The organism is Rhizorhabdus sp. P4_G6, assembly GCF_056401045.1.
In genome coordinates this window covers 156,739-173,681 of sequence record NZ_JBFUKC010000001.1, presented here as the reverse complement: position 1 = coordinate 173,681, position 16,943 = coordinate 156,739, and the positions used below count along the sequence as shown (strand labels likewise).

The window sequence follows — 16,943 nt, the reverse complement described above, 5'->3', positions numbered from 1 at the left end:
CTGAATGAACGCTTAGCGGCCCAAATTCTTGAGCGCCAGCCGCAACAGGAAGGTATTCCCGCGCCGCGCGTCGCCGATTGCGTCATATTCGCGCCGCCAGGTGACGCCGAGTTCGATGCAGTCGTCGTCATAGAGTATGCCCAGCCGGTGCCGAATCGGCTGATAACCGTCGGATAAGGTGAGCGGATCTTCCTGGCGGCTCGTCAGGTCGATGACCGTAGATCCGAAGATCGACCAGTAGCGCGCAATCTGAATTCGGCCGCCGAGGCGCACTTCTTCCCGGTCGCGCAGGTCTTCGATGCTCGCCACCACGTCCCGGTTCAGCTTCAGATAGCCGATGGTCGCGTAGGTCCTGGTGGTACCGATGGTGGCATCGAGCTCGTTGCGGCGGACCGCGAAATTATCCTTGTCGAGACGGAAGCGATGCGTGATTTCTAGGAAACGGCCATATTGCAGGGTCGTCCGGCCGACGATGTCCGATGTCCGGTCGGACAAGCCGGTGCCGACCGGCAAGATGCTCGGCTTGCTCGACAGCCGGTAGCTTTGGCCGATCACGGTACTGAACGCGATGCCGGGCACGTTGACGGCCCATTCGGCGCCATAGGTGATGCGGCTGCCGTCCTCCCACCGATCATAGCCGGAGAAGCGGTTCAGCGCGAATAGGTTGCTATCCTCGAGATCGATGGAGCGCGCATCCTCGTTGGGCAGGCTCAGGTTGCGCGTCCGGGGGCTCGCGACGATCTGCACGCGCGGCGTGAGGCGCTGCGTGCCGTTGAGGAAATTGCCGATCAGCGGCCAGCGCATGTCGGCGGCGAGGGCGGCGATCCCGCGTCCGCTCCAGCCTGGATTGCCGCGATAGACTATCGTCGCCGTCCGACCGACCTGATCGGTATGATAGGCATCGCCGCGGCCATAGGCGGTGAGGGAGAACTCCTGCCCCAGCGGCGTGTAGCGGCGCAGGTCCCACTGGATCGCGGCAAAGGCGCGCTGCGTGTCCTGGCCATTGGTGCGCAGCAGCGCGAGCGTGTTGGCCTGGAGCTGAAGGCGACCGCCAACCCAGGGGTCGGTCAGTCGAAGGCGATAGTCGATCGCGGGCAGGGCGATCGGCTGCTGGCCCTGCGGGTCATTGGTGCGCAAGGTCTGCACCGCCCACCCCTTGATCGACAGATAGCTGTCGGGGGTGATTCGCTCGGCATTGACCTGGTTGCGCAGCCGATCGTCGCGCGAGATATCATAGCGGCGCAGGAACGTGCGGTCGGTCGTCGCCCTGATCGAACCGGACAAGGTCCAATAGGGGCCGTACTGGAACTGCCCGTTGGCATCGACATAGCCACGGAGGTCGCGGTTGCCGTTGGGCGCAGCAGTGCCGGCAGCGGTCGCGGCGAAGCGCGAGCTATAGGTGGCCATGGCCGTAGCCTGCCACGCGCCATGATCGGTCAGCGCCCGATATTGGGCTTCGAGGGCGGGAAGGACTTCGCTGTAGACATGCGGGGTGATCGTCAGGTCGCGATTGGGCGCGAGCTGGATATAGTAGGGCACCGACAATTCGGCGCCGTTGACCCGATTATACTGGATATTCGGGAGCAGCAGGCCGGAGCCGCCTCCCTGGCTGCCGTCGGGGTGGGACAGGCCAGGCAACCACAGGATGGGCGCGCCAAGAAAGCTGATCCGGGCGCCGTCATAGCTGATGCGATGCTTGACGGGATCGTGAACCACGCGGACGGCGCTGATCTTCCAGATCGGCTCTGTGGGGCAGCCATGGCTGTCGACCACGGCGCACGGCGTGTAGACCGCCTTGTCGAGCGTCGAGACCCCGTCCTTGCGCACGCCATGGACAGCGGCCAGGCGGCCGCCATCATTGAGCACCAGCAGCAGATTCTCGATGACGCCGTCGCGCAGCGAGTCGGTCAGTTCGACCGAGTCTCCGTAGACGGTGTCATTGCCCGAGTTCACCACGGCGACATCGCCGGTGGCGCGGACCACGCCCGTCGCCTGGTTCCACTCGACCTTGTCGGCACGCAGGCGATCGCCGCGGCGCATCATCTGCACGTTACCGGTCGCCGTCACGACTTCGCCATTGCTGTCATAGGCCAGCGTATCGGCGGCGAAGGTCACCTCCTGCTCGTTAGCCGGCATCGGCGCGTCGCCGCGTTGCGGGGGAGGTGCAGCAGGGGTGGCCAGACTTTGTGCGATGAGCGGCGTTCCCGCGCAGAGCAAGGGAAGGGTGGTCGCCAGCAGGAAAAATCTCGGCTTCTTCACACTACCCCACAGGACGGGTGCGACGGGCAAGGCCTTCAATCGCGTTCGCGCCGCCTATCGCACCCGGCGCTCCGCTGCAATCCTCTGGTGCGGCGATGACGATCACCACCGTTGCGGCGCGTGAATCGCCATCCTAGATGTGGTGCACGAACCAAATAAGGAAATCTCATAAATGCGTATCAGCTTTGCCGACCATCGGCCGGCCGCGACTCATGCTCTGGCAATCGTCGTTGCGCCCGGCACCCTGGGCGGCGGGGGCGTCTCGGCTTTGCCGGCTCCGATCCAGGCGCTGGCACGCGCGGCCGGCGCGGCCAATCGCTTCGATGGCGACAATGGCGCGGTAGTGGAGTTCTTCGGCGAAACCGACGGCGCGCATCGCCGCCTGTTGCTCGTCGGGATCGGCGCCAAGAAGGATTTTGAGCGCGCCGGCGCGGCGCTGGCGGCCAAGCTGTTGACCTCGGGAGAGAAGAGCCTGGTGGTCGACATTTCGGGCGCTTCTGGCAGCGATCAGGCCGAGGCGGCGGTGTCGCTTGCCTTCGGGGCGGCGCTGCGGAGTTGGCGGCACGACATCTATCGCACCAAGCTCGATGCCAAGCAGCGGCCTTCGTTGGAGGAGATCGTGATCATCGGCGGCGGCGCCGACGCGGCATCGCTGTGGGCCGCCCGCGAGGCTGTCGCCGAAGGGGTGATGTTCACCCGCACGCTGATCACCGAGCCGGCCAACATCCTTTATCCGGAAAGTTTCGTCGAACGCTGCCGTCCGCTTGCCGATCTCGGCGTCAGGATCGACGTGCTGGGCGAAGAGGAGATGGCGGCCCTCGGCATGGGCGCGCTGCTCGGCGTTTCTCAGGGATCGGTGCGGCCGGCCCGGCTCCTGGTCATGACCTGGGACGGCACGGATGGCGCGGAGCCGCCGATCGCGCTGGTCGGCAAGGGCGTCACCTTCGACACCGGCGGCATCTCGCTGAAGCCGCCAGCCGGCATGGAGGACATGAAATGGGACATGGGCGGCGCCGGCGCGGTTGCGGGCACGATGAAGGCGCTCGCCCTGCGCAAGGCCCGGGCGCATGTCATCGGCGTGTGCGGGCTGGTGGAGAATATGCCCGACGGCAATGCGCAGCGGCCGGGCGACGTAGTGACCTCGATGTCGGGACAGACGATCGAGGTCATCAACACTGACGCCGAGGGCAGGCTTGTCCTGTGCGATGCGCTGACCTGGGTCCAGAAGACCCATTCGCCGAAGACGATCATCGATCTCGCCACCCTTACGGGCGCGATGATCGTGTCGCTCGGCTATGAATATGGCGGCATGTTCGCCAATGATGACGAACTCGCCGGGCAGTTGCTGGCGGCGGGCACGTCCGTCGGCGACAAGCTGTGGCGGATGCCGCTGGGCGAGGCCTATGACAAGCTGATCGACTCCCCGATCGCAGACATGAAGAATGTCGGCCCCCGCGAGGGCGGCTCGATCACCGCCGCACAGTTCCTCAAGCGCTATATCGACGATGGCGTGCGCTGGGCGCATCTCGACATCGCGGGTATGGTGTGGGCCTCGAAGCCCGGCGCGACTTGGGACAAGGGCGCCACCGGCTATGGCGTCCGCCTGCTCGATCGGTTCATCGCGGACAGCATCGAGAAATAGCGAAAGGGTATTTGGGGGATCCGGCAGCCTGGATCCCCCAAATATACGCCAACAGTAACAGATGTCTTCCGGTTACGCCTTTTCGCCCCGCTGGAGGTCAGGGCGAGGGACTATCGGGAATGAATGGGCACTATGCCCACACTCGCGAACCGCGCGTCTTTCCCGAACCACGCGTTACGCAGTGCTACCTCCTTGGATATCTTCTTCATAATGGCATCCCTGCTGTCCTCGCTCGTCGCGAACAGCACCAGCGCTTGGAACTTCTGGCCGTGGTCAATGCCGTCAGGCAGGGGATGTAGCGTGGCGATGTGGGAAACCGCGCGCAGGGCGGCGGCGTCCAGATCTCGTGAACCTGACGATTTCTCCAGTGCGACCGCGGCCGGAGATCCACTGTCGCTGCAGTTGAACTTTACAGTGACGACGCCTTCGTTGCTCGCCTTGCCGAGGAGGCCAGGCGGGTAGGAAAGCCCATGTTCCAATGCACGCGTTACGCGACTAGACCATTGTGCCAGGGTAACATGCTCTTCCGCCGTGCCGGTCGATTGAGCTGTTGCCCGAGATGTCGGTGCGAAGAGACATGCTCCCGCAATCACCATGGACAAAAAGCGTTTCATCTCGATCTCCCCGATAAAGGACGATCGGCCGCTCGCATGAGCTGTCCGGCGACGTTTCTGACGTCACTTCACGCTTATGGTCGAAGGGGGCGCCGAGTCGGCACGCCCAATCCGGAGCGTTATGCTTCCGCGAGATGAGTGCAACTCCAAATCGCGTAAATTTAACCCATGTATTACAACTTCCTAGGCAGATCTTGATCCATGTTGCGGGGGGTGCGACGAGGTCCTCTCCATCGCTTGCGGTCAGCCCCTCGAAAGCTCCGCGAGATCTGCGGGGGTGTCGATATCGCGCGCCAGACCCGGCGAATCCACCACGACCGCCTTCAGCCCGGCTTTCTTGGCGGCTACGAGATGTGCCGCGAGACTGCCTGGTCCGTAGCAGAACGGGATCGCGAACGGCCGCCGCATCAACAGGGCATTCGTGCCGCTGTGCAGCCTATCGGTCGCGATCACGAGGTCGCCATCGGCCGCAAGCATCGTCGTTACATCCTCGACCGTGAGAAAGGGCAGGTCGCTGCTTAGCGACAGCAATTCCGTCGCTCCCCTGTCGACCGCAGCCCGTCCCGCTTGCGACAAGGCCTGGTTGAGATCGTTGCCGTGTTCCGGCTCGGCATGGCAGCCCGCCGCGCGCGCTTGATCGAGCAACGCCGCGGACCGGCTGACGACTGTGATGTGCGCGGGCAAGACCACTTTTTGCGCTACATCAAGAATATGCTGGAACATTCTGTAATTCAGCAATTCTCTGGCCGTATCGTTGAGTACGCCGGCGAGCCGGCTCTTGCCCTCGCCAGGTGGGCGAACCGCAAGAAGGACATGGCAGGCCATGTCAGCCGATGGCGCGGGCGAAGGCCAGCGTCGTAGCGGCAAGCTGATGCTGGTCTTGGCGTCCGCGCATCAGCGTGTCGGTGACGTGCAGCTTGGCCGAGGCCACAGGATCGCCTGCATCGGCATGGTGGACGACGATGCCGTCGAGCAGGCCGCCATAATAATCCACGAGACCGACCGCGCTGGGGGCGACGCCGATCTCAGCCATGATCTTCGCGGCGGGGCCTTTGACGGCCTTGCCACCGATGAACGGCGAGACTGCCACGACAGGGACCCTGCGTGCGTCGAGACGCGCGCGGATGCCCGGAATGGCGAGGATCGGCGCGATGCTCAGCACCGGGTTGGAGGGGCACAGGATGATCGCCTCGAGAGCGGGATCGTCGAGCGCCTGGAGAAGTGCGGGGGAGGGTTTCGCAACCTCGATCCCTTCGAACCGGATGGAGCGGAAGCGCGGCGCCGCGCGACGGCGGACGAAATAATGCTGGAAGGCAAGCTCGCCTTCGTCGGTATCGATCATGGAGCGCACCCGGTCGTCGCTCATCGGTGCGATAAGATGGGTTATGCCGAGGGACGATGCGAGACGGGCGGTTATCCCGGAAAGACTTTCTTGCCCGAGCATGCCGGTTCGGGTGACGTGGGTCGCCAGGTCCCGGTCGCCCAAGGCGAACCATGTGTCGCCGCCGAGACGCCCGAGCGCCTCCATGAACGCCCAGCTTTCCCCCTCGATACCCCAGCCTTGCGCGGGGTTGTTGATGCCTGCCAGCGTGTAGCAGACGGTGTCCAGGTCGGGGCAGATCAACAGCCCCAAGTGCTCGAAATCATCGCCGGTATTCACGACGATCATGAGCTGTTCTGGTGGGAGGATAGCCGCCAGACCATTGGCGAGCCGGGCGCCGCCGACCCCGCCTGCGAGCGCGAGGATCATGGGAACATGTCCATGTGGCGTGGGCGGATCAGCTCGGCGGCAGTGCCGTCGCGCCGTCCATAGCCCACGCCGCGTGCGAGGACGATCGGTCGACCTTCGTCGGCCTGGCCCATGATCAGCGAGGCGGCGGCGGCAACCTCATCGGCGAGACCAAGCTCGCTGGTCGCAAGCGTGCGGCCGTGAAGATCGGGCTGGCCGCGCAGATCGACCAGCCCGGGCATGCCGGCCACGCCGATCGCGGTACCGATGGTCCCGGTTCGCCAGGCGCGGCCGAGACTGTCGATGATCAGCACCGCAACGTCTGCGCCGGTGCGCTCCACCAGCGCCCGGCGGATCCGTTGCGCGCTGGCATCGGGATCCTCAGGCAGCAGCAAGGCGAAGGTTGCGCCGCCATGATCGATGTTGGACTGGTCGATACCGGCGTTGGCCAGCACCAGTCCCAGCCTGTGGCGCACGATCAGCGCGCCCTTGCGCACCCTCATGACTTCCTGCGATTCCCGCAGGATAAGTTCGACGAGCCGCGGATCCTTGTCGGACTCTTCCCCGAGATCGACCGCCCGGGGTGATACCGCAATCGTGGCGAGATCAACCAACCGGCCCTCGGCCTTGGAGACGATCTTCTGCGCGAGGATAATGACATCGCCGTCGATGAGCACCTGCCCGTCATGCCCGACCGCTGCCAGGACGATCTCCGCGAGATCGGCGCCCTCGTCGATCATCGGTACGTCGCCGAGGGCGAAGAGCGTGAGCGCAGTGCAATGGTCCGTCATGCGAGCGCCTTAGGGTCCACCGCGGAGCGGCGCAACATCAGTGGGCGCGAGCCAGCGCGCCCAGGACGGATCAGCATGCGAGAAATGGCGCGCCCGACAGGATTCGAACCTGTGACCCCAAGCTTAGAAGGCTCGTGCTCTATCCAACTGAGCTACGGGCGCGCATAAGGCCGCCAGATAGCGTGGTTTGCGCCGCGATGGAACGAGGTTAGTCAGCCCCGATGAAGGATTTGCACGACGTTACACCCGGAACGCTCACCGCGATCGACGCCGAAGCCCTGAAGGGACGCCCGCTACGCTATTTCGATTTCGTGATGGCGGCGTTCGTCACGATCCTGCTGCTGTCGAACGTGCTGGGTGCGGGCAAGGTCGCAACCGTCGACCTGCCGGGGATCGGCGCCTGGCCATTCGGCGCCGGCATATTGTTCTTCCCGATCGGCTACGTGCTCGGCGATATCCTGACCGAGGTCTATGGCTATGCCCGCGCGCGCCGCTGCATCTGGGCGGGAACGGTGGCGCTGCTGTTCATGGCGTTCATGAGCTGGGTGGTCGTGGCCCTGCCTCCCGCCGCGGATTGGGGCGGCCAGGCGGCCTATGAGCAGGTCTTCGGACAGGTGCCGCGCATCGTTTTCGCGTCGATCGTCGCTTTCTGGTCAGGCGAGTTCGCGAACAGCTTCGTACTCGCCAAGATGAAGGTGATGACGCAGGGCAAGCATCTTTGGACGCGGACGATCGGCTCGACGGTGGTTGGGCAGGCGGTCGACAGCATCATTTTCTATCCTCTCGCCTTCCTCGGTGCGCAGGGCTGGACGACCGGGCTGGTGTTCAAGGTGCTCGTCACGCAATGGGTGCTCAAGGTGAGCTGGGAAGTGATTTTGACCCCGGCGACCTATGCCGTCGTCAACTTCCTCAAGCGGCGCGAGGGCATCGACATCTTCGATGGAAAGACCGACTTCACGCCGTTCAAAGCGGCGATCTGACGAGCATCAGCCAACCGGCAGGGGCTGTTTCTCGATGCTCGGTATATCGGCTGAGATGCAGGCCCAGTCGGGCGCCTGCGAGGTCCAGATCGTTATCTGCGGACCCATCAGGTTCGGGTCGTCGAGGGTTCCGATGCGCAGGAAGATCAGGGTCGGGCGGCTGAGCGCCTGGCTGGTCAACGGCGTGCCGCAGGTCGGGCAGAAGCCGCGGCGCATCAGGTTGCCGCTGTCGGCGATGCGGTCGAAATATCGGATTTCGCCGCTTGAGCTGACCTTGTCAGACGGAAAGCAGATATTCGCGGTCGCAGTGCCGCCGCCGAGATATTGGCACAGCCGGCACCAGCATGTGCGGGCCGCCATCGGCTCGGCCTCGATCGTGAAGCGGACGGCGCCGCAGAGGCAGCCGGCCCCGTGGCTCACGCCACGGTCTCGAGCAGCCCTTCGAACAGCCGACGGCCGTCCGTCTTGCCATGCGCGGTTTCGATGACGCGCTCGGGATGCGGCATCATGCCCAGGACATTGCCGGAATCGTTGAGGATGCCGGCAATATTGCGCGCCGAGCCGTTGACAGCCTCGGCATAGCGGAAGGCGACGCGGCCTTCGCCTTCGATGCGATCGAGCGTTCCGCTGTCCGCCGTGAAGTTGCCGTCATGATGCGCCACCGGCAGGTGGATCGTCTCGCCCGCGTCGTAGCGCGCGGTGAAGGTCGACTGGCTGTTCTCGACGGTCAGGGCGACATCGCGGCAGACGAAGTTCAGCCCCTCGTTGCGCATCAGCGCGCCGGGCAGCAGCCCCGCCTCGGTCAGGATCTGGAAGCCGTTGCAGATGCCCAGAACGGGTACGCCCCGGCCGGCCGCCTCGACGATCGCGCGCATGATGCGGGAGCGCGCCGCCATGGCGCCCGAACGCAGGTAATCGCCATAGGAAAAGCCGCCGGGCACCGCGATCAGGCCGATGCCGTCCGGCAGTTCGCTTTCGCCATGCCACAGCATCTCCGGCGCGTGGCCGGTGACGTCGCGGATCGCGACGGCGAGGTCGCGGTCGCAGTTCGATCCGGGAAAGACGATGACGGCGCTCTTCATGGCCTGGTCTCCGCTTTAGCTGCGTTCGATCCGGAAATTCTCGATGACGGTGTTGGCAAGGAGCTTCTTGCACATCGCCTCGATATCGGTGTCGCTGACACCCTCGTCATGGTCGAGTTCGATCAGCTTGCCGGCACGGACATCGTTCACGCCCGAGAAACCGAGCGAGCCCAGCGCGTGGTGGATCGCCTTGCCCTGCGGATCGAGCACGCCGCCCTTCAGGGTCACATAGACGCGGGTTTTCATCGCGGCCTCATAATCTGGAATGTGCCGCCCCTATGACGACGAAGGCGGCAGCGGGCAAGGGGCGTCGGCTAATAATCGAGCATCGCCGCGAGCGCGGGGCTGAGAAGCTCGATATCGCTTATGATCCGGGCCGCCAGCCCCTCGCGCGCCGCCAGCGCCAGACCTTGTTCCTCCCCCAGTACGGTCAGCGCGGTCGCCCAGGCGTCGGCCAGCATGGCGCTTTCGTGAATGACGCTGACCGAGCGGATACCGTTGTCGATCGACCTGCCCGTGCGTGGGTCGATGCTGTGCGCCCCGCGCCGATAGTCGCCCGATGTCGCGACGGCCAGGCCATGCAACGCTATCCGCAGGCGGGGAAGGGCGAGGCCCGGCGGATCTTCCAGCTCGACCCACCAGGGGTCGCCGTCCGGGCGCACGCCGCGTCCGGCCAGTTCGCCGCCGATCTCGACCAGTGCATGGCCGATGCCCTGCTCGGCCAGCTGAGCGACGAGCGCGTCGACGGCATAGCCTTTGGCGATGCCCGAAAGGTCAAGCGCGAGGCCGCCTGGCTGGAGCAGGCGCCCACCGTCCCGGCGCAGGCGCTGCCAACCCGCCGCGGCGCGGGCCGCTTCGATCATGCGCGCGTCGTCGCTCCGGTTCGCCGGTTCGGGACCGAAGCCGCGCAGATCGACGAGCCGGCCGATCGCGGGATCGAACGCGCCCCGGCTGCGCCGGGCGATGTCCAGAGCGGCGTCGATGACGGCGACGAAATCCGGTGGGAGTTCGACCCATGTTCCGGGTGCCGCGCGGTTGTAGGCGGAGATCACCGAGTCCGGGCGCCAATGGCTCATCTCCGCGATGATCCGCTCGAGCCGCTCCAGGAGCGCAGCCTCGACCATGGCGATATCGCAAGCGGCAGGTGCGGCGAAAAGAACCGACCAGCGCGTCCCCATCGTCTCGCCCCCCAATGTCCTCACGGGACGCGACGGATCGCGATCGGCAAAGGCGCCGATCGCTATCTCGCTGGGCAGGGCAATGCGCGGCTGGCTCAGGGGAGCAGCACCTCGACGGTCGTCATGTAGGTGAGCCGGCGCTGGCTGGCCCGCGGTTCGGAGGTCCTGTCGTCGGTGGCCGTGGCGTTGATCCAGTACATCCCCGCCGCCGGCCAGTCGATCCGAACGACACCATCGGCGCCAGCGGTCAGCTCGCGCGCGCCATCGTCGTTGCGATAGCGCTTGCCGCCCGGCACGACGGTTACCTTGAGGCCCGCGGCGGGCTTGCCGTCGACCAGGAAGCGAAAGCTCGCCGTCTCGCCGGTCACCAGTTCGTCGGGGTGGGTGATCGGCTCGAGCTCGAGACCCTTGCCGATCGGCTTGAAAACCGTCGTGCTCGGCGCATCGGCGGTCACGAAGATCTCGTTGCGGCTGACCACCTCGATCAGCTTCACATCGGTTGCCTCGGGCGGGATTTCCGTGACCGATACCGCAGGCGCGCGGGGAGGGGCGCCCGGCGCACCTGCAGCCATGGCCGGCGCGCCGCCGGGCCGCCCGCCGACGCGGCGCTCTTCGCCATTCAGCTTGAAGCTGCCCATCACGTTGGTGCCCTGGGTGCCGATCTTCCAGGTGCCCGGCTTGTCGAGCTTGACGTCGAACGTCGATCGGTAGCGGCCGGTCGACGCGTTCTCGATCCTGGCCTCGCTGCCGTCCGGAGCCCAGGCCTTGAGCCCGTCAAGCCGCATCGGCTGATGGTCGGCGAAGAACAGGTCGTTCGAGGCGGCGGCGTCGACGGTGACCCAGCTGTCGGTCCCGGAGAAGATCGTGGCGCTGGGGAGCAGCCACTGGCGATGCGCCGAGGCGGCGACCGGCAGCGACAACAGGGCGGCTGCGGCAAGCAGGCGGGCGGCGAGGCGCTTCATGGCCGTTCCTATCAGCGGGCGGAGAGGGTGATGGTGCCGAGTTCGCTCTTGCCCCCCGCCTTGGCGGCCTTGGCGGGTATGCTGATCGGCATCGATACGACCTCGCGGCCACCGGTCTCCCGCGCAGCCTCGACATTGAGGACATAGGCGCCGGGCTTGAGATCGGCGGGCAGGGGGATGGCATAGCTGCCGGGTGCGCGGGTCGCGCCGCTGATACCGTCGGCGGGCATGTTCAGGCTCTTGCCGCCCTTGCGCCACCATGCGCGCAGTTCGGACAGCCATTTGGTGCCTGGCTCGTTGCCGCCCTTCTTGAGATCATACCAGATCGCCACTGTGCGCGGCGCGCCGCCACCGGCCGGCTCGATCCACACCGCCATATAGGGCTTGTGATATTCGGCGACGTTCAGGCGAGGGATGGTGACGTTGACGGTGCCGGCCGCCATGGCAGGTGCCGCAACCATGCCGCTCAAAGTCAGGAAGGACGTATAACGCATCGATATACTCTCAATGGACGAAGAGGAGGATGAGCAGCAGCGGCGCGACCATGCCGAGGCCGATCAGCGGCCAGGTCAGAGGGCGCGGCTTCGAATGCATGTAGAGCAGGAACAGCCCGCTGAGCGTGAAGAGGATGCAGGCGCCCGCGAAGATGTCGATAAACCAGCTCCACGCGGCGCCGGTATTGCGTCCCTTGTGGAGATCATTTGCCCAGCTGATCCAGCCGCGGTCGGTGACTTCGGCTGTTATCGCGCCGCTGCGCCGATCGATGCTGACCCACGCATCCCCGCCCGGGCGAGGGAGTGCGATATAGACTTCGCCTTCGGACCATTCGCCGGCCTTGCCGCTGGCGTCCAGTCCTGTGCTGCTGCGGAGTTCATCCGCTACGGGAGCGGGCAGGCTGGCCGCGTCCGAGGCAGGCTTGGCCAGCCGGGACAGCAGGGGGGCAGCAAGCTGGCCCTTGAGCGCGCGCGTCTGCGGGACCGCGTTGATCGTCGCCGCGTGGTTGAGGGTGATGCCGGTTGCGGCGAACAGCAGCATGCCGATCATCGACACGGCTGCGCTCATCCAATGCCATTTGTGCAGCTGCTTGAGCCACCAGCCCCGCGACCGATACCAGGGCCGCGCTATAGGCTTGCGCCTCTCGACGAAGGTGGCGGGATCGGGCGACCGGTTCACCACCGCCGAGTAACGCGAAGGCTGGCGCGCCGCAATAGCTAATGCGAATAATTCGCAATACAGGACAGGCGATGAGTGCGTGCCGCTACCGATCGTCTCGACCGTTTATCCTCGGGAACCACTCGCCGAAGCTTGGTCTCCTCCGGTTGAGCGGGATCGCTTCGCTATTGATCCAGGAAGCTGCGCATCTTGCGGCTGCGGCTCGGGTGCTTGAGCTTGCGCAGCGCCTTCGCCTCGATCTGGCGGATGCGCTCGCGCGTCACCGAGAATTGCTGGCCGACTTCCTCGAGCGTGTGATCGGTGTTCATGCCGATGCCGAAGCGCATCCGCAGCACGCGCTCCTCGCGCGGGGTGAGACTCGCCAGGACGCGGGTAACCGTCTCCTTGAGGTTTGCCTGGATCGCCGCGTCGACTGGAATGATCGCGTTCTTGTCTTCGATGAAGTCGCCGAGATGTGAATCTTCCTCGTCGCCGATCGGGGTCTCGAGGCTGATCGGCTCCTTGGCGATCTTCATCACCTTGCGGACCTTCTCGAGCGGCATCGACAACCGTTCGGCCAGTTCTTCGGGCGTCGGCTCGCGGCCGATCTCGTGGAGGATCTGGCGGCTCGTACGAACGAGCTTGTTGATCGTCTCGATCATGTGGACCGGGATGCGGATAGTCCGCGCCTGATCCGCGATCGAGCGGGTGATCGCCTGCCGGATCCACCAGGTCGCATAAGTGCTGAACTTATAGCCGCGCCGATATTCGAATTTATCGACGGCCTTCATCAGTCCGATATTGCCCTCCTGGATCAGATCCAGGAACTGCAATCCGCGGTTGGTATATTTCTTAGCGATCGAGATCACGAGCCGCAGATTCGCCTCGACCATCTCCTTCTTGGCGATGCGTGCTTCGCGCTCGCCCTTCTGGACCATGTTGACGATGCGGCGGAACTCGCTGAGCGCCATGCCGGTCGCCTGGGCGATCTCGTTGATCTCATTGCGAATCCGCTCGACAGAGTCGGCCTCGGTGACCGCGAAATTCGCCCACTTCTTGTCGATCTTGGCGACCCGCTCCAGCCAGCCTTCTTCCATCTCGTGGTTGATATAGGCGTCGAGGAAGTCCTTGCGCGGCACCTTGTGGCGCTCCGCGAGGCGGAGCATCTGGCCGCCCAGCGTGGTGAGCCGGCGGTTGAACGAGTAGAGCTGATCAACGAGATATTCGATCTTGGCACCGTGGAACTGGACGCTCTCGACCTCGGCGGTCAGCTGTTCGCGCAGTTCCTGGTAGCGATCTTCTTCGGACGACGGGAAATCGTCGCCGACGCTGAGCGCGGCGACGCGCGCCGCCTGAACGGCGGAAAAGGACTTGTAGAGATCGGTGATCGTCGCGAACCGCTCGAGCGCCAGTGGCTTGAGCTGCTCCTCCATCTGGGCGAGGCTGAGCGTGTTGTCCTCGTCATCGTCTTCCTGCGGGCGCGGCGCGCGCCGTTCGGTCATCGATTCCTCGTCCTCGTCGGCGGCGGGCTCCTCCTCGGGCTCTTCCTCCTCCTTGAAGGTCGGCCCGGCGGTCTCGGCGGATATCTCGCCCCCTTCGTCCTCGTTCTCGACCTGCTCGGCGGTCGGGCCCTTCGACAGCATGGCGTCGAGATCAAGAATCTCGCGCAGCTGCATCGTGCCTTCGTTGAGCGCGTTCGACCAGTCGATGATCGCGTTGAAGGTGATCGGGCTCTCGCACAGCCCCAGGATCATCGTGTCGCGGCCGGCCTCGATGCGCTTGGCGATGGCGATTTCGCCCTCGCGGCTGAGCAGCTCGACGGCGCCCATCTCGCGCAGATACATCCGCACGGGATCGTCGGTACGATCGACGGTTTCCTTCTTGACGGTGGTGGTAAGGGTAGGACCGGCGTCGGCCTCCTCGGACGCGGCAGCCTCGTCGGCGCTATCGTCCTCGGGCTGCTCGTCCTCGCCGCCTTCTTCGTTCTCGACGATGTTCACGCCCATCTCGTTGAGCGCGGACATGACGTCCTCGAGCTGGTCGGAAGTCATCTGATCCTGCGGCAGCGCTTCGTTGAGCTGCTCATAGGTGATGTAGCCCTTGCGCTTCGCGCGGGCGATCAGCTTCTTCAGCGACCCTTCGTTGAGATCGATGAGCGGGGCATCGCCATCAGTCCGATCGCCACCATCGCTCCCGTTCGTCTTCGCCATTAAGACCAGCCCTCAAATTCGAATAACCCAGGCCGAACCCGGCCCAAACAAGTTTAAGCGCCCTCGCCGTCCCCGCCCTGGGCGAGATCGGTGAGCGCGCGATCCGCCGCGTCACGGGCCATAAGCAGTCTATGCTGCTCGTCCAGTCCCGCCTCGTCGGTTGCCATACCCAATCTCTCGGTCGCCTCCCGCAGCGCCGCATCCAGCATGGGACGCGCCGCCAGGGCCTCGATTGCCGCCGAAAGATCGCGCACAGCACGGTCAGGATCGGCATTGCCGCGCAAGAAGGAAAAGGCAAGAGCGTTCGTTGCCTTGAGCTCCTCGATCACGACCCCAAACCCCGCCTCACGCAATATGGTTTCAAGACGGTCCTTTTCAAGCGGGGCTCCGGCGAGGCTGGCCTCGAAAGCGGCGGAACGGAGGCGCTCCAGCCGCTCATCGCCCAACTCGAGCCGGCCGATCGCCTCGATATCGGTGGCGAACAGCGCGGGATAGCGCAACAAGCCGGACAGGATCGCGCGGACGAGCATCCGGTCGATGCCCGACAGGTTGACGGCATGGGCGGCGCGCGACGGCGGCAGTGATTCGGGCTTCCAGGGCTTGCCGGGACGGCGGCCAGCGGCACCGCCACCCGCACCGCCACCGCGGGGCTGAAACTGACGCTCGAACGGACGACGCGGCGGGGCGGCGAACAGGTCGTCGAAGCGACGGCGGAACTCGCCCTGATATTGTTCGCGGACATCGCGGTCCTGGATCGTGCCGGCCAGTTCGCCCAGCCTTTTGCGCAGGCCCGCCCGCGCCTCGGGCGTGTCGAGCGGCTGCGCTTCATATTCGCTGCGCCACAGCAGCTCGTCGAGGCTGATCGCCTGGCCGAACACCGCCTCGACCGCGGAAGCGCCGCCGGTCTTGACCAGATCGTCGGGATCCTGTCCGCCCGGCAGCAATGCGAAGCGCAGCGTGCGGCCTGGCGCGATCATCGGCAGTGCGCGCTGGGCGGCGCGGATCGCCGCCTTCTGCCCGGCCTTGTCGCCGTCGAAGCACAGGATCGGCACCTCCGCCATCCGCCAGAGCCGTTCGAGCTGCATCTCGGTCAACGCGGTACCGAGCGGAGCGACCGCTTCCTCGATGCCGGCCCTGGCGAGCGCGATCACGTCCATATAGCCCTCGACTGCGACGATCCGTCCCGCCTTGCGGGAGGCCGGGCCAGCGCGATCGATGTTGAACAGGGTACGGCCCTTATCGAACAGCGGTGTGTCGGGAGAGTTCAGATATTTCGGCTCGCCGCTGTCGAGGATGCGGCCGCCGAACGCGATCACCCGGCCGCGCTGATCGCGGATCGGGATCATCAACCGGCCGCGGAACCGGTCATAGGGCTCCTTCTCCTCGACCAGGATCAGCAGGCCGGTCTCGATCAGTTTGCTCTCGCCGAACGCTTTGAGAGCGCTCTTGAGCTTGCCGCGCGAATCGGGCGCAAAGCCGATATGGAAGGCCTTCGCCAGCCGATCATCGATGCCGCGCCGCTTCAGATAGGCACGCGCTTCCGCACCCTCCACGCCGGCAAGCTGTTCCTCGAACCACGTAGCGGCACCGGCCATCACTTCATGCAGCCCGGCATGATGGTCGTTGCGCTCGGCTGCGCGGGGATCGGGGGCAGGAACCTCCATTCCCGCTGCCTGGGCGAGCTCCTTGACTGCATCCATGAACGGCAGGCCCTTTGCCTCGGTCAGGAAGCGGATCGCGTCGCCATGCGCGCTGCAGCCGAAGCAGTGGTAGAAGCCCTTGTCGTCGTTGACGTAGAAGCTGGGCGACTTCTCGTTATGAAACGGGCAGCAGGCCTTGAACTCGCGACCCGCCTTGACGAGCTTCACCGACCTCCCGATCAGCGTCGAGAGCGTGGTGCGCTGGCGTAGTTCGTCAAGGAATTGCGGGGAGAGGCTCAACGCTCCTCCTTCCCGCCAACGGGGACATCCTGAAGCCCGTTCGTCCCGAGCGAAGTCGAGGGACGTTCGCGAGGGGGACGCGCGAAGTGGGAGAGAGATGCCCAATCGCCCCGAATCAACGCGTCCTTTTTGGCTCGCGACCACGGCTTGATACGCCGCTCCGCCTCCAGCGCCTCTATCCGCGTCTGGAAATTCTCAAACCACATCAATCGAACCGGGCGCCGCCTGCTCGTAAACCCGCAGAATCCGCCTGCCTGATGCTCCGCCACACGTCTATCCAGATCATCCGTATGGCCGGTATAAAAGCGGCCATCGTCACATTGCAGGATGTAGACCCAGAACGCCATCGGGTGAATCTGCTACAGCGCTACGGGCCTGTCGAGCCGACAACGTCCCTCGACTTC

General features: G+C 65.2%; 18 protein-coding genes and 1 tRNA gene. 3 read left to right on the top strand and 16 right to left on the bottom strand.

The features are described from left to right. Nucleotides 1-12 precede the first annotated feature (12 nt). Nucleotides 13-2,259: an LPS-assembly protein LptD gene (locus tag AC1DPF_RS00820; protein WP_477866965.1), complete on the bottom strand. Its 2,247-nt coding sequence runs from the start codon at nucleotides 2,257-2,259 to the stop codon at nucleotides 13-15. On the opposite strand from AC1DPF_RS00820, the gene AC1DPF_RS00815 reads away from it, so the two are divergent. Next, nucleotides 2,192-2,383: a hypothetical protein gene (locus AC1DPF_RS00815; protein ID WP_477866991.1), complete on the top strand. Its 192-nt coding sequence runs from the start codon at nucleotides 2,192-2,194 to the stop codon at nucleotides 2,381-2,383. The two genes, AC1DPF_RS00820 and AC1DPF_RS00815, sit on opposite strands and share 68 nt — an antisense overlap. Nucleotides 2,384-2,431: 48 nt before the next feature. After that, a complete protein-coding gene (locus AC1DPF_RS00810) occupies nucleotides 2,432-3,901 on the top strand; it encodes a leucyl aminopeptidase (RefSeq protein ID WP_477959217.1) in 1,470 nt (489 codons plus the stop codon). Between the two features lie 110 nt (nucleotides 3,902-4,011). On the opposite strand, the gene AC1DPF_RS00805 is transcribed toward AC1DPF_RS00810, so the two are convergent. From AC1DPF_RS00805 to AC1DPF_RS00785, 5 genes are all read right to left on the bottom strand, one after another. After that, entirely contained in the window at nucleotides 4,012-4,515 is a 504-nt protein-coding gene (locus AC1DPF_RS00805) for an energy transducer TonB family protein (protein ID WP_477866381.1), read from the bottom strand. A 243-nt stretch (nucleotides 4,516-4,758) separates the two neighbouring features. Further along, nucleotides 4,759-5,340, bottom strand: coding sequence for a 2-phospho-L-lactate guanylyltransferase (gene cofC, locus AC1DPF_RS00800; protein ID WP_477866383.1), 582 nt, complete (start codon nucleotides 5,338-5,340; stop codon nucleotides 4,759-4,761). A 1-nt stretch (nucleotide 5,341) separates the two neighbouring features. Further along, the gene (gene cofD, locus AC1DPF_RS00795) at nucleotides 5,342-6,265 is read right to left on the bottom strand and encodes a 2-phospho-L-lactate transferase (protein ID WP_477866385.1); all 924 of its coding nucleotides are present in this window, start codon (nucleotides 6,263-6,265) and stop codon (nucleotides 5,342-5,344) included. After that, the gene (gene cofE, locus AC1DPF_RS00790) at nucleotides 6,262-7,035 is read right to left on the bottom strand and encodes a coenzyme F420-0:L-glutamate ligase (protein ID WP_477866387.1); all 774 of its coding nucleotides are present in this window, start codon (nucleotides 7,033-7,035) and stop codon (nucleotides 6,262-6,264) included. The genes cofD and cofE overlap by 4 nt, the downstream gene beginning before the upstream one ends. 85 nt (nucleotides 7,036-7,120) lie before the next feature. Further along, a tRNA-Arg gene (locus AC1DPF_RS00785) sits at nucleotides 7,121-7,197 on the bottom strand. A 59-nt stretch (nucleotides 7,198-7,256) separates the two neighbouring features. Between AC1DPF_RS00785 and AC1DPF_RS00780 the strand changes: the two genes are divergently transcribed. Next, complete coding sequence (locus AC1DPF_RS00780) at nucleotides 7,257-8,015, top strand: queuosine precursor transporter (RefSeq protein ID WP_477866389.1); 759 nt, start codon at nucleotides 7,257-7,259, stop codon at nucleotides 8,013-8,015. 6 nt (nucleotides 8,016-8,021) lie between these two features. On the opposite strand, the gene AC1DPF_RS00775 is transcribed toward AC1DPF_RS00780, so the two are convergent. From AC1DPF_RS00775 to AC1DPF_RS00730, 10 genes are all read right to left on the bottom strand, one after another. Then, entirely contained in the window at nucleotides 8,022-8,435 is a 414-nt protein-coding gene (locus AC1DPF_RS00775) for a GFA family protein (protein WP_477866391.1), read from the bottom strand. Continuing rightward, nucleotides 8,432-9,097, bottom strand: coding sequence for a phosphoribosylformylglycinamidine synthase subunit PurQ (gene purQ / locus AC1DPF_RS00770; protein WP_477866393.1), 666 nt, complete (start codon nucleotides 9,095-9,097; stop codon nucleotides 8,432-8,434). Before purQ ends, AC1DPF_RS00775 begins: the two co-directional genes overlap by 4 nt. Before the next feature lie 15 nt (nucleotides 9,098-9,112). Continuing rightward, the gene (purS, locus tag AC1DPF_RS00765) at nucleotides 9,113-9,343 is read right to left on the bottom strand and encodes a phosphoribosylformylglycinamidine synthase subunit PurS (protein WP_477866395.1); all 231 of its coding nucleotides are present in this window, start codon (nucleotides 9,341-9,343) and stop codon (nucleotides 9,113-9,115) included. Nucleotides 9,344-9,411: 68 nt separating this feature from the next. Next, the gene (locus AC1DPF_RS00760) at nucleotides 9,412-10,275 is read right to left on the bottom strand and encodes an FAD:protein FMN transferase (RefSeq protein ID WP_477866967.1); all 864 of its coding nucleotides are present in this window, start codon (nucleotides 10,273-10,275) and stop codon (nucleotides 9,412-9,414) included. Nucleotides 10,276-10,370: 95 nt separating this feature from the next. Then, a complete protein-coding gene (locus AC1DPF_RS00755; protein ID WP_477959215.1) occupies nucleotides 10,371-11,237 on the bottom strand; it encodes a DUF4198 domain-containing protein in 867 nt (288 codons plus the stop codon). 11 nt (nucleotides 11,238-11,248) lie between these two features. Next, nucleotides 11,249-11,731 carry a DUF2271 domain-containing protein gene (locus AC1DPF_RS00750; protein WP_477866399.1) on the bottom strand — a complete coding sequence of 161 codons (483 nt, stop codon included), beginning with the start codon at nucleotides 11,729-11,731 and terminating at the stop codon, nucleotides 11,249-11,251. A 10-nt stretch (nucleotides 11,732-11,741) separates the two neighbouring features. Continuing rightward, nucleotides 11,742-12,410, bottom strand: a complete 669-nt coding sequence (locus tag AC1DPF_RS00745) for a PepSY-associated TM helix domain-containing protein (RefSeq protein WP_477866401.1) — start codon at nucleotides 12,408-12,410, stop codon at nucleotides 11,742-11,744. A gap of 164 nt (nucleotides 12,411-12,574) precedes the next feature. Beyond that, the gene (gene rpoD / locus AC1DPF_RS00740) at nucleotides 12,575-14,599 is read right to left on the bottom strand and encodes an RNA polymerase sigma factor RpoD (protein WP_477866403.1); all 2,025 of its coding nucleotides are present in this window, start codon (nucleotides 14,597-14,599) and stop codon (nucleotides 12,575-12,577) included. Between the two features lie 53 nt (nucleotides 14,600-14,652). Beyond that, a complete protein-coding gene (gene dnaG, locus AC1DPF_RS00735; protein ID WP_477959213.1) occupies nucleotides 14,653-16,539 on the bottom strand; it encodes a DNA primase in 1,887 nt (628 codons plus the stop codon). Further along, a complete protein-coding gene (locus tag AC1DPF_RS00730; protein WP_477959211.1) occupies nucleotides 16,536-16,886 on the bottom strand; it encodes a GIY-YIG nuclease family protein in 351 nt (116 codons plus the stop codon). Before AC1DPF_RS00730 ends, dnaG begins: the two co-directional genes overlap by 4 nt. Nucleotides 16,887-16,943: the final 57 nt, after the last annotated feature.